Genomic DNA, 11,694 nt, shown 5'->3' with positions numbered 1-11,694 from the left:
GCGAGTTCGAGACTCGTTTCCCGCTCCAGTTTCATACTACAACACTCAAACGTAGTTTTGGCGAGATAGCAAAGTGGTTATGCAGCGGATTGCAAATCCGTCTACGCCGGTTCGATTCCGACTCTCGCCTCCATCCCTTTCATGGCGGGGTGGCAGAGTGTTTATGCTATAAGGGGTGCAACCCTTATACAGGCCGGTTCAAATCCGCGCCCCCGCCTCCAATTTCTCAATTTACTGTCTACGCCCGGGTGGTGAAATAGGTAGACACAACGGACTTAAAATCCGTCGGCCCTAAACCGGCCGTGCCGGTTCGATTCCGGCTCCGGGCACCAATGAATATCTGAATTTATTGAAAAACCTAAGATTCCAAATTTCTAATTGACAGCTTATTTGTAAGGCTGTCTTTTTTGTTTGTGCCTGATTTGTGTCAAATGTGACAAGCTCCTGCAAAGGCCTCAGACTATGACAGTGAGGAAAACTGGCAATATCTGGAAGAGCATCGGTTACAGGATGGTATTATGCACAAAGCCCACCGCAAACATCCGCTGTCGGAAGCGCAAACCAAACGTAACCGACATCTATCGAAGACCCGTTATGTGGTCAAACAAAGCTTCGGTACGCTGCACCGTAAGTCCCGTCCCGCTACACCCGGGCAGCCTATTTCGGTCTGATTAAAGTGAGTGCGCAAAGCCATCTGAAGGCAATGTGTTTGAACCTGTTGAAAGCCGCCAACAGGCTAAGTGTGCCTGTTGCTGCCTAAAAGGTGGCTCGGATGCCTGATTAATCAGGTATCCAAGGTGGATTAAGGGGGTATTTGGGTAGAATCAGGAACAATTAGGGGCGAAAACAGCCGAAAATTTGTGTTTGAATTTCGGCTATTGGGAGGAAAAGAAATTTTACAAAGGTCTCATTTTAAAATTTCACAAAATAATAAGGCCGTCTGAAAATCCTTTTTCAGACGGCCTTATCATTCAAATCAGAAGGACTTAAACCAAGTTCTCCAGCATCCATTTCACATAACGGCTGACGCCTTGTTTTACATCCAAAAATTCTTCTGTATACCCGGCTTCGCGCAGCTTGGTGATGTCCGCTTGAGTGAAGCTCTGATATTTACCTTTAAGTACATCGGGGAATGGGATATAGCGAATAAGTTCTTCTTCAACCAACTCTTTCAGACTCATTTCAGGCTTGCCTTCGGCTGCACGGCAGGCGTTGACGGTGGCGGCGGCAAGTTCGTTAAACTGTTGGCTGCGGCCTGTACCGAGGTTAAAGATACCTGAAAGCTCAGGATGATCGAAGAAGTAAAGGTTAACTTTGGCGACGTCTTCTACGCTGACAAAATCGCGGGTTTGTTCGCCGTTGCCGTAGCCGTCATTAGCGCCAAACAGGTTAACATAGCCGTGTTCTCGGTATTGGTGGAAATGATGGAAGGCGACGGATGCCATACGGCCTTTGTGTTGCTCTTGTTGCCCGTAAACATTGAAGTAACGGAAGCCGACGACTTGGGCGGTCAAACCTTCTTTCATACGGCGGCGCAATACTTGGTCAAACAAGAATTTAGAGTAGCCGTACACATTGAGTGGTTTTTCCAGTTCACGCTCTTCGCGGAAGATTTCGCCTTTGCCGTACACGGCGGCGCTGGAGGCATAAAGAAACGGAATACGTTCGTCCTGACACCAGTCCAAGAGATCAAGCGTGTACTGATAGTTGTTGTCCATCATGTAGAGGCCGTCGTGGTTCATGGTGTCGGAACATGCGCCTTGATGGAAAACCGCTTCGATATTATCGTAAGGCAGAAGATGGCCGCGCACTTGGCGGATGAATTCGTGTTTATCGAGATAATGGGCAATTTCACACTCGGCAAGGTTTTTAAATTTTTCGCCTTTGCTCAGATTGTCGACGGCAACAATGTCGGTAATACCGCGCTGGTTAAGTGCTTTAACGATGTTGCTGCCGATAAAGCCGGCCGCGCCTGTTACGATAATGGTCATAATGAGTTTCCTTTATTTTGATTTTTCAGACGGCCTTAAAGTAATCATGCCGTCTGAAAATAAAAACTTTTCTGTCTGGATTATTTTCCAACTCTTATTTTCAGACGGCATTTAGAATTTTAAGGCCGTCTGAAACAATCATTCATTGCTCTTCCAATGCCTTGGCCAATTCGGCAAACGAGCACACCGCCGTACCAAGTTTTGCCACGACAACGCCTGCTGCCGTATTGGCAAGGTGCATGGCTTCGGGCATGGTATAGCCTGCCGCCAAACCCAAGCCCACTCCGGCAATAACGGTATCGCCCGCACCGGATACATCATAAACTTCTTGAGCCCGTGTAGGCTGATAAATCGGCTCGCCCTCATTAAACAAGGTCATGCCCTCTTCGCTTCGGGTCAGCAAAATCGCGTTCAAATCAAGATGACGGCGCAAGTTTTGGGCTTTTTCGGTCAAATCGTTTTCGTTTTTCCAGCTGCCTACCACTTCTTTCAATTCTGCACGATTCGGCGTAATCAGCGTAGCACCGGCATATTTCTCGTAATCGTCGCCTTTAGGGTCGATTAAAACAGGTTTACCGGCCTGTTTCGCCCAATCGATCATATCGGAAATATGCGACAGGCCGCCCTTGCCGTAATCTGAAAAAATAATGGCATCATATTCGGGCAACACTTCGCGGTATTGCTGCTTGATTTGTTCCAATACCTCACGATGAGGCGGCTCTTCAAAATCAAGTCGGATAAGCTGCTGGTTGCGAGCAACAACGCGCAGTTTGACAGTAGTCGCAATCTGCTTGTCGCGCATCAGATAGGAAGAAACACCGTCTTGCGCCATCAACGCATCCAGTGCATCTGCAGCTTCATCATCGCCGGTTACGGACAACAGCCCTGCTTTACCACCCAATGAAGCGATATTGCGCGCAACGTTTGCCGCGCCACCCGCGCGTTGGTCGATACGTCCGATTTTCGCCACCGGCACGGGGGCTTCAGGAGAAATACGGGACACATCGCCAAACCAATAACGGTCGAGCATCACATCGCCGACAACAAGGACTTTGGCTTGTGCAAAACGGGATTTGAGGGTTTCTTGTTGGAACTTGGTGGGCATATTGCCTCCGTTGTGTTTTTTTCAGATGGCCTCAACCTGTAAGGTCGCCTAAAAATCAGTTTGCTTCAAGGTTTACCACGCGGTTCACTTCGCGCAATACGGCTACTGGATCGGCAGCTTTGGTTACCGGACGGCCCATTACCAGATAAGTCGAGCCTGCCGCCAATGCTTCGGCCGGGGTCATGATGCGGCGTTGATCATCATTATTACCGGCAACATCCAAACGGATACCCGGTGTAACCAAGACAAAATCTTGTCCCAATTCGCGGCGCAATGGTGCGGCTTCTTGAGCAGAACATACCACGCCGTCCAAGCCTGAACTTTGCGCCAGTTTCGCCAAGCGGATGACTTGTTCTTCAGGGACGATGTTCAAACCGATTTCTGCCAAGTCGCTTTGTTCCATGCTGGTCAACACGGTTACCCCGATCAAAAGCGGCTTGGTGTGATATCCGGCAACGGCTTCTACGGCGGCTTCCATCATGCGGCGGCCGCCCGATGCGTGCATATCGACCATCCAAACGCCCATCTCGGCGGCAACTTTACATGCCTGCGCGACGGTGTGGGGAATATCGTGGTATTTCAAATCGAGGAAAAGTTTGAAACCTTGATTGATTAAGCTTTCTGCCAAACTGCGACCGGTCGCGGTAAACAGCTCTTTGCCGATTTTGATTTGACACAATGTCGGGTCAAGATTGCGGACAAATCCGAGTGTGTCTTTTTCGTTGGCAAAATCAAGGGCGACGATGACGGGAGTGCGTTGTTGCTGGGTTTGGAAGTCGGAGATTAAGGGATTCATAAGATGCCTGCGGATAAACGGTTATAGCTTCGATTTTAACAGCTTTTGTACACGAAAGGCCGTCTGAAAGTATTTTTTCAGACGGCCTCATCACAACATACCTTAATTATTCTTATATAAATCTAAAATTTTTACAGAAAATTCATCATCGCTGAAAAAAAAGGCTGGTGGAACTTCCAATACTTCAGCAATTTTCTGCAAAGTATTCAAATCAGGCTGATGATTTCCTTTCTCATAACGATTAATACGCGTACTTGCCACAAACTCATCTAATCCTATCGCCAGTCCCAGCTTCTCCTGCGTCAAATTTTTTGCTTTTCTTGCTTCCTTAAATCGCCTTGTAAAAACTTCTTGTAAATTCATAACTTCTATCCTAAAAATCAAAGTTACGAATTTCGTATATTTCTCTTGATTATTTACTACGAATAACGTAGTATTGCACTGTTTTTATCTTATTTGTTACGAGAAAACTATGACACCAGCTCAAGAATCAAAATGCCACAAAATTATTCATTCTCATGCAGTTGCTGCTGCCGCAGGTAATGCCGTGCCTGTACCAGGACTGGGTATTGCTACAGATATGGTTGCAATGACTACTATGTGCACAAGTCTTTGTGCTGTTTTTGGCGGGAATATGACCAAAACTGCTGCCGAAGCAATGGCTATTGCTGCAATTAAAAATACCATGTTAAAACAACCCATAAAAACAATGGCAAAAGAATTTTCTAAATTAATTCCAGGCTTAGGCAGCGTTGTTGCACCAACTATTTCTGTTGCATTACTTGAATCAGCAGGATGGTCTCTAGCAAAAGAACTAGAACGAAAATTTGGTTAATTTATACAATAATGAAAAAGGCCGTCTGAAAATATTTTTTCAGACGGCCTCATGATTTTACTTCGGCAAAACTTATTTGCCCAAACCTTTCAATACTTCGGCTTTCACGGCTTCTACTGCTTGAGTGCCGTCGACTTTGATGTATTTCGGCGCGTGTTCGCCTTCCAGTTTGCTGTAGAAATCAACCAAAACTTCGGTTTGCTCGTGGTAAACGGCAAGGCGTTTTTTCACGGTTTCTTCTTTGTCGTCGTCGCGTTGAATCAAATCTTCGCCGGTTACGTCGTCTTTGCCTTCGACTTTGGGCGGATTGTAGGTAACGTGGTAAGTACGGCCGGAAGCCAAATGCACGCGGCGGCCGCTCATGCGGTCGACAATCACGCTGTCGGGTACGTCGATTTCAACCACGGCGTCCAAATCCACGCCTGCTTCAACCATCGCTTCGGCTTGTGCCAATGTGCGTGGGAAACCGTCAAACAGGAAACCGTTTTTGCAGTCGTCTTGGGCGATGCGTTCTTTCACCATGCCGATGATGATGTCGTCGCGCACCAAACCGCCTTCATCAATAATTTTTTTTGCTTCCAAACCCAGCGGGGTGCCTGCTTTGATGGCCGCGCGGAGCATGTCGCCGGTAGAAATTTGAGGAATGCCGAATGCGGCAGTGATGAATTGAGCCTGTGTGCCTTTGCCTGCGCCGGGTGCGCCCAACAATAATACTTTCATGATGAGTCCTTCTTGGTTTATGGATTTGATGTTTGTTTAATTCTACACGCCTTGCGTTTATCGTTCAAAACTTCAGACGGCCTGCTCTACGCCAAAGTGCTGCCACGCATCATCGCGCATTTCGATAAACCAGCTGTCTTCGGGGAAGCGTTCCAACGCGTCTTTCAACGTGGAAAGTAGGTTTTGGGACAAGGCTTTTGCCAAATATTCTTCCTCGTTGGCTTCTGCCGCTTTGTCCGGCTGTTGCGCCAAACCGAGGGCGCGTGTCCGATGGCCGTGTGCCAGATAGTTGAGCGCAATCACTTTTTGTGCCCAAAGCTGGGGAATATCGGGGCTTTCCTGCAACAACACCGATAAAATCGATACGGCGACCGCCAACCGTCCGCCGGTCATGCGCAAATCTAAAGACTGGTTGGGCGGCAGGGTGCTGAGCATTTCTGCCATGCGAAACCAAAATTCGCCGCTGGCCTCGTCGGGTGCGGCTACTTTCAACATTTCGTAGTTGAACTCTTGATCGTCGTCTTTGACCAGCAAAGCAACATCGGCAAGCAGTTTTTGTTCGTCACGGCTCAAATGGCGTAAATCATTCATATTTTTTCCTTTCAGACGGCCTCGAACACAGCCCTTACCCTGTCCAAATCTTCCTGCGTATCCACGCCGGCGGCTGGCGCTTCTTGGGCAATTTCAACGGCAATCGGATAACCGTGCCACAGGACGCGCAATTGTTCCAGCGATTCGATGGTTTCCAAAGGAGAAACTTCCATTTCGGAATAGCGTTGCAGGAAGCCTGCACGATAGGCATAAATGCCGATATGGCGTAAAACGGCTGTTTCGGAAGGCAATTCGCGTTTTTCGGCGCGCATGGTGTCGCGCGGATAAGGAATCGGAGCGCGGCTGAAATAGATGGCGTTGCGGTTTTTGTCGAGGACGGCTTTGACAACGTTAGGATTCATAAACTCGTCAAAATCGTGCAATTCATGGGCGGCCGTCGCCATTTGCACATTGTTTTCAACCAAAACTTCGGCCGTACGGTTGATGAGTTCGGGATCGATTAAAGGCTCGTCGCCTTGTACGTTCACGACAATCAGATGCTGCGGCAGTTTCAGCGTATTGGCCGCTTCGGCAAGGCGCGTTGTACCGCTTTCGTGTTGATTGGAAGTCATGACCACTTCGACACCGTGCGCCTGACAGGCCGTCTGAATATCGGGATGGTCGGTGGCAACGACAACACGCGCAGCCTCGCTTTTTGCTGCTTGTTCGGCAACGCGTACAACCATCGGTTTACCATGAATATCAGCCAAAGCCTTGCCCGGCAGACGTGAAGAATCCAACCGCGCCGGAATCAATACGACAAATTCGGTCATGCTTTCAGTTCCTCTTCGCTCAACGCTCGTGCTTCGTTTTCCAGCATATAAGGGATGCCGTCTTTAATCGGATAAGCCAGCTTCGCCTGACAGCTCCACAATTCCTGTTTGTCTTGATGGTATTCGAGTTTGCCTTTGGTAACAGGACAAACAAGGATGTCTAAGAATTTTTTTTCCATGGGTTTCTTTCGTTTGATAAATTGGAGGTCGTCTGAAATATTTTCAGACGACTATAATTTATTTCTTATGCTTTTTCCCAACCTATTTGGCTTGTTTACAGCTTGTATCAGGTTTTTTGCCGCCGCACATGATACCTTGCATCTCTTTCGCAAATTCAGGCATATGACGCTGTGCAACTTTCTCTGTTAATGCCAATCCAAAAGTCATTAGTTCGTTCATAGCTTGATTGAGCATAAGAGGAGTCTTAACAATAACAGCCTTCCCGACAGGTGAACTATTAAAGGCAATCATGCCGTCAACTTCTTCTTGAGTGTATGTTAATTTGGCATTCTTTAATAAATTATTGCGGATAGTCTGTTTCACTTCGGGCGTGATCAAATCTCTCAAAACATTTTCGCGATAACGATCAATAGCTTTTGCCATTTGCTCTTTTTTCGCTTCTGGTACTTTGGCAAGGGCTTTATCTGCATACGGTTTAAATCCAACATTGAAACCGTCAATCATATTTTTTTCTAATTCCCGGTCAAAAAACTGCGTATCCAACCAACGCTCCAGTGACTCATCGCTAGGTGTGGCGGCAAATGCGTTGGCACACAATGCCAGCGCGGCGAAGGGCAATAACAAGGTTTTCAGTTTCACCTTTTCCTCCTGTTTAAGGTTTAGGGGGTACATTCTTCAGGCAAGATTTTTTTAATTTCGTTTTCAAATTCAATTAGGTAGTGTTCGCTGATTGTTTCTATTTCTTTCATATCCGCTTCGCTTGCCCCTATATTGGCGAGTTTTTTTATGAATGCCGAATTTTTCTCCACGATAGATTGTCCTACGGGAGTCTCGTAAAACGCAATCATGGCATCAATCTCTTGTTGAGTGAACTCGTCCTTGGCAACTTTTTTTATTTCTTTCATTAATTTGTTTCTAAGTTGCGGTGTGAAATAAGCTTTAAACACTTTGTTCATATAACGGTCTGACGCGGCTTGTAATTGCGGCTGCAGTTCCGGTGGATATGAGGAGATGATCGGTTGCATGAGCTGTCGGTTTTGTGCTTCCGCCATGTTGGTCAAATTTTTGAGAAAGTCGCGTTCAATATGCTGGACTTCCATCCATCTATTTAAAGACTTATCGCTTGGGGGCGCGGCTGTTGCGGCGGAACAGGCGGCAATGGCAACGAAAGTGAGCAGCAGTTTTTTCAGGTTCATAAATTTCCTTATTATTCAAGACAAACAGCAACAAAGATTCAATTGATTTCAGACGACCTGTCGGGAATCTTTCAGCCGTTCCAATACAAACGCCGCCAAGTCCGGCTCAATTATCGCACAAACAGGCAAGACCCATACATGATTCAGATTAAGGCCGTCTGAAAACTTGACCGCATCTTTCTCCGTAATAATGACTGCATCCGCATTGGGCAAGTCCGCCGCTGCGATGTCGGCATGGTCGGGCAGCGCGACGGTTTGGTTCAAGGTAATGCCCATGTTCCGCAACGTATTGAAAAAACGCTCCGGCTTGGCGATACCGGCGACGGCGGCGACGGTTTGATTTCCCAAACCCGCCAGATCCAATTTTTCAGACGGCCTGTTCAAACGGTAAATCCGCCCTGTTTCAATATGGCTGGCAAACATATTTTCAGACGGCCTAAACGCCGCATCTGCTTTTCCGCCACTGACGACAACCGCATCAACGGAAGCCAACCGAGACAAAGGTTCACGCAAGCTGCCGTTGGGCAGTAAATCCAAATTGGTGCGCCCTGTATCTGCCGCAGGAAATACGGCAATTTCCATATCGCGCTGCAAGGCATAATGTTGCAAACCGTCGTCGGCCACAATCAATTTAAGCTCCGGATGCGCCGCAAGCAATGCCCTGCCTGCTTCTGTACGGCTGCTGCCTACCGCCGTCGGCGCACCGGTTTGACGAAACAGCAATAAAGGCTCGTCGCCTGCATCTGCCGCGCTGCTGGCTGTATTCAATACATGAACCGCCTTGCTCTTGCGCCCGTAACCCCGGCTGATGATGCCGACCTTAACGCCCTTTTTCTGCAAACCCGACACCAGCGCGGCGACTATCGGCGTTTTCCCTGTTCCGCCTGCATGAATATTGCCGACCACCACCACTGGCACAGGCAATTTTTCGCTTTTCAGACGGCCTGAAACAAAATCATCGCGCCGTTTCGCCGCAATTCTGGCAAACAGTTTGGACAATGGTTTGAGCAGGAAAGACAGAAACGGATTGGGATATTGCCAATGGCGCTCGATAATTTGGTGGAGTTTGGGCATACGCACGGCTTTTGAAGCGAAAATCAAACGATAATATAACACAAGCCTGCCCGGACAAGGCCGTCTGAACATGCGGCTTTGATAATATTAAAACAAAGGACGCAAGTTTCATAAAAACGAATACAACGAATCGCCCTAAAACCCTTATAATTCAGCTTTCCCCAATTTTTCTGTTTCGCAATGTCCGAACTCTTCGCGCCCTCCTCCATTTCCGTATCCGAACTCAACGCCCTCGCCAAAGCCTTGCTGGAAGACCATCTCTCAGGTTTATGGATTGCCGGCGAAGTATCCAATCTGACTCGTGCCGCCAGCGGACATTATTATTTCTCGCTCAAAGACAGCCGCGCGCAGGTACGTTGCGCCATGTTTAAAGGTGCGGCGGCGCGTTTGGCGAAGCCTTTGAAAGAAGGCGACCATATCGAAGTATCAGGAAAAATCAGTATTTATGAAGCGCGGGGCGAATTTCAGATTACCGTGAACGAGGTGCGGCTCAAAGGTTTGGGGCAGCTTTACGAAGCCTATGAGCGATTGAAAGCCCAGTTGCAGGCGGAAGGCGCGTTTTCGGCAGAACGCAAAAAACCATTGCCCGCCCGTCCGCAATGTATCGGCATCGTCACCAGCCTGGCGGCGGCGGCATTGCGTGATGTTGTAACCACCTTAAACCGCCGCGCGCCCGAAATTCCCGTCATCGTTTATCCGACGCCCGTACAAGGCACAGGCAGCGAATTGCAAATTGCCCAAGCGATTAAAACCGCTTCGCAACGCGCCGAATGCGATGTGTTGATTGTCTGTCGCGGCGGCGGCAGCATTGAAGACTTGTGGGCGTTTAATGAAGAGCCGGTCGTACGCGCCATCGAAGCCTGCGCGATTCCCGTCGTCAGCGGTGTAGGCCACGAAACCGATTTCACGCTCGCCGACTTTGTTGCCGACGTACGCGCACCGACACCGACCGGCGCGGCAGAACTGGTCAGCCCCAACCGCCAAGAATCGTTACACCGCCTCGCCCAAGCCAAAGGCCGTCTGAAAACCGTTTTGGAACAACGCTATTTCGATGCTAGCCAAAAACTCGACTGGCTTGCGCGGCAAATCCGTCATCCGCGCCAAAAACTTGATGAGCAACGCGCTTCAATCAGCAAGCTGGCACAAACGCTGTCTTACTCAATGACGCAAAACCTCCGCGCCCATACCGCCCGTTTTGAACGCCAAACCCAAACCCTGAAACATTGCCGTCCTGATGTTTCCGTTTACAAACACAACATTGACCGCTTTCAGACGGCCTTGTCGCATTCCTTCCGCCAGCTGCTTGCCTACCGCCGTCAAAGTCTGACCGCCCAAGCCGCATTACTCGAAGCCGTCTCGCCTCAACATATTCTGGAACGCGGCTTCTCGGTCGTCAAAAACACCCGCGGACAAGTCATCCGCAATGCCGATACGTTGAAACAAGGTCAAAAACTGCACATCACTTTTGCCGACGGCAAAACCGACGTACGCGTGACCAAAGAGCAGGCGCAGGGCGAGTTGTTTGACTGACGCAATAAAGGCCGTCTGAAACTTTATGCGATTGAAGTGAAACTATGTTTGCCTGTTAAAAATCCTTAACCTGCCAATGCGGTATAATGCCTCATCTGCACACGCAGCATATACGGAAACATTATGGACAACTCACAAAATACAGAAAATCCGATTCCTCCGCGTAACTCCATCCGCAAAAACAGCATTTACCTGCTACCTAATTCCTTTACCATCGCTGCACTGTTTTGCGCCTTCTTCGCCATTACCCAGTCCATGCACGGACGTTATGAAACAGCGGCGATTGCAGTTTTCCTTTCCATGCTGCTCGACGGCATGGACGGACGCGTAGCGCGGCTGACCAACAGCCAAAGCGCGTTCGGTGAACAGCTCGACAGCCTCGCCGATATGGTCAGTTTCGGCGTCGCGCCTGCCCTGATTGCCTACAAATGGCAACTTTGGCAGTTTGGCAAAATCGGCTATTCCGTCGCCTTTATCTACTGCGCCTGCGCCGCCCTGCGTTTGGCACTGTTCAACACGCTTATCGGCAAAGTCGATAAACGTTGGTTTATCGGCGTTCCAAGCCCGACCGCCGCTGCGTTGATTGTCGGCCTGATTTGGGTCAACCACAGCGTCGAGCGTTTCCCCAACGTGCATTGGTGGGCATTGGGTATCACCCTGTTTGCCGGTATTTCCATGATTGTGCAGATTCCGTTTTGGAGCTTCAAAGAAATCAATATCCGCCGCCAAGTGCCGTTTATGGGCATGGTGTTGGCCGTATTGATTCTGCTTTTGATCAATTGGGAGCCTTCTCTCGTCCTCTTCCTATTTTTCCTCGGTTACAGCCTGTCCGGTTATGTGATGGCAGTCATCCGTTGGTTTAAAAAACGCCATAAAACTCACAAACACGACAAGGCCGTCTGA

14 protein-coding genes, 3 tRNA genes and 1 pseudogene are annotated in these 11,694 nt (G+C 48.8%); 7 read left to right on the top strand and 11 right to left on the bottom strand.

The window, feature by feature from the left end; translation table 11 throughout:
* Positions 1 to 59 precede the first annotated feature (59 nt).
* From HMPREF2596_RS03180 to HMPREF2596_RS03170, 4 genes and pseudogenes are all read left to right on the top strand, one after another.
* A tRNA-Cys gene (locus HMPREF2596_RS03180) sits at positions 60 to 133 on the top strand.
* Between the two features lie 10 nt (positions 134 to 143).
* Positions 144 to 221, top strand: a tRNA-Cys gene (locus HMPREF2596_RS11370).
* Between the two features lie 21 nt (positions 222 to 242).
* A tRNA-Leu gene (locus tag HMPREF2596_RS03175) sits at positions 243 to 332 on the top strand.
* Positions 333 to 455: 123 nt separating this feature from the next.
* Positions 456 to 760: pseudogene (locus HMPREF2596_RS03170) on the top strand (transposase); the annotation flags it as partial.
* Positions 761 to 986: 226 nt separating this feature from the next.
* Here the strand turns inward: HMPREF2596_RS03170 and rfaD are convergent.
* The 4 genes from rfaD to HMPREF2596_RS03150 all read right to left on the bottom strand — a co-directional run bounded on the left by rfaD (position 987) and on the right by HMPREF2596_RS03150 (position 4,255).
* Positions 987 to 1,991, bottom strand: a complete 1,005-nt coding sequence (rfaD, locus tag HMPREF2596_RS03165) for an ADP-glyceromanno-heptose 6-epimerase (RefSeq protein WP_070849573.1) — start codon at positions 1,989 to 1,991, stop codon at positions 987 to 989.
* A gap of 142 nt (positions 1,992 to 2,133) precedes the next feature.
* Entirely contained in the window at positions 2,134 to 3,096 is a 963-nt protein-coding gene (rfaE1, locus tag HMPREF2596_RS03160; protein ID WP_070849571.1) for a D-glycero-beta-D-manno-heptose-7-phosphate kinase, read from the bottom strand.
* Positions 3,097 to 3,151: 55 nt separating this feature from the next.
* Complete coding sequence (gene pyrF / locus HMPREF2596_RS03155; protein WP_070849570.1) at positions 3,152 to 3,892, bottom strand: orotidine-5'-phosphate decarboxylase; 741 nt, start codon at positions 3,890 to 3,892, stop codon at positions 3,152 to 3,154.
* Positions 3,893 to 3,994: 102 nt separating this feature from the next.
* Positions 3,995 to 4,255 (bottom strand): helix-turn-helix domain-containing protein, encoded by a 261-nt coding sequence (locus HMPREF2596_RS03150; protein ID WP_070765029.1) that lies wholly within the window; start codon positions 4,253 to 4,255, stop codon positions 3,995 to 3,997.
* A 109-nt stretch (positions 4,256 to 4,364) separates the two neighbouring features.
* On the opposite strand from HMPREF2596_RS03150, the gene HMPREF2596_RS03145 reads away from it, so the two are divergent.
* Positions 4,365 to 4,727, top strand: a complete 363-nt coding sequence (locus HMPREF2596_RS03145; protein WP_070644924.1) for a hypothetical protein — start codon at positions 4,365 to 4,367, stop codon at positions 4,725 to 4,727.
* Positions 4,728 to 4,799: 72 nt separating this feature from the next.
* Here the strand turns inward: HMPREF2596_RS03145 and adk are convergent, their stop codons facing one another.
* The 7 genes from adk to lpxK form a co-directional block, all read right to left on the bottom strand.
* On the bottom strand, positions 4,800 to 5,447 hold the full coding sequence (gene adk / locus HMPREF2596_RS03140) for an adenylate kinase (RefSeq protein ID WP_003746105.1): 648 nt from the start codon (positions 5,445 to 5,447) through the stop codon (positions 4,800 to 4,802).
* A gap of 72 nt (positions 5,448 to 5,519) precedes the next feature.
* Positions 5,520 to 6,038, bottom strand: coding sequence for a 3-deoxy-manno-octulosonate cytidylyltransferase (locus HMPREF2596_RS03135; RefSeq protein WP_070849568.1), 519 nt, complete (start codon positions 6,036 to 6,038; stop codon positions 5,520 to 5,522).
* A gap of 11 nt (positions 6,039 to 6,049) precedes the next feature.
* On the bottom strand, positions 6,050 to 6,811 hold the full coding sequence (gene kdsB, locus HMPREF2596_RS03130; RefSeq protein ID WP_049348403.1) for a 3-deoxy-manno-octulosonate cytidylyltransferase: 762 nt from the start codon (positions 6,809 to 6,811) through the stop codon (positions 6,050 to 6,052).
* Positions 6,808 to 6,990, bottom strand: a complete 183-nt coding sequence (locus HMPREF2596_RS03125; protein ID WP_070849566.1) for a Trm112 family protein — start codon at positions 6,988 to 6,990, stop codon at positions 6,808 to 6,810. The genes kdsB and HMPREF2596_RS03125 overlap by 4 nt, the downstream gene beginning before the upstream one ends.
* Positions 6,991 to 7,072: 82 nt before the next feature.
* On the bottom strand, positions 7,073 to 7,630 hold the full coding sequence (locus HMPREF2596_RS03120; RefSeq protein WP_070849604.1) for a DUF2059 domain-containing protein: 558 nt from the start codon (positions 7,628 to 7,630) through the stop codon (positions 7,073 to 7,075).
* A 20-nt stretch (positions 7,631 to 7,650) separates the two neighbouring features.
* Positions 7,651 to 8,187: a DUF2059 domain-containing protein gene (locus HMPREF2596_RS03115; RefSeq protein WP_070849564.1), complete on the bottom strand. Its 537-nt coding sequence runs from the start codon at positions 8,185 to 8,187 to the stop codon at positions 7,651 to 7,653.
* 48 nt (positions 8,188 to 8,235) lie between these two features.
* Positions 8,236 to 9,261 carry a tetraacyldisaccharide 4'-kinase gene (lpxK, locus tag HMPREF2596_RS03110; RefSeq protein WP_070849562.1) on the bottom strand — a complete coding sequence of 342 codons (1,026 nt, stop codon included), beginning with the start codon at positions 9,259 to 9,261 and terminating at the stop codon, positions 8,236 to 8,238.
* Positions 9,262 to 9,441: 180 nt separating this feature from the next.
* Between lpxK and xseA the strand changes: the two genes are divergently transcribed.
* On the top strand, positions 9,442 to 10,791 hold the full coding sequence (xseA, locus tag HMPREF2596_RS03105) for an exodeoxyribonuclease VII large subunit (protein WP_070849560.1): 1,350 nt from the start codon (positions 9,442 to 9,444) through the stop codon (positions 10,789 to 10,791).
* A 123-nt stretch (positions 10,792 to 10,914) separates the two neighbouring features.
* On the top strand, positions 10,915 to 11,694 hold the full coding sequence (pssA, locus tag HMPREF2596_RS03100) for a CDP-diacylglycerol--serine O-phosphatidyltransferase (RefSeq protein WP_070849559.1): 780 nt from the start codon (positions 10,915 to 10,917) through the stop codon (positions 11,692 to 11,694).

The organism is Neisseria sp. HMSC078C12 (assembly GCF_001838065.1).
Taxonomy (GTDB): Bacteria; Pseudomonadota; Gammaproteobacteria; order Burkholderiales; family Neisseriaceae; genus Neisseria.
The sequence above is the reverse complement of the archived record's forward strand: the minus strand, read 5'-3'. Positions and strand labels throughout refer to the sequence as shown.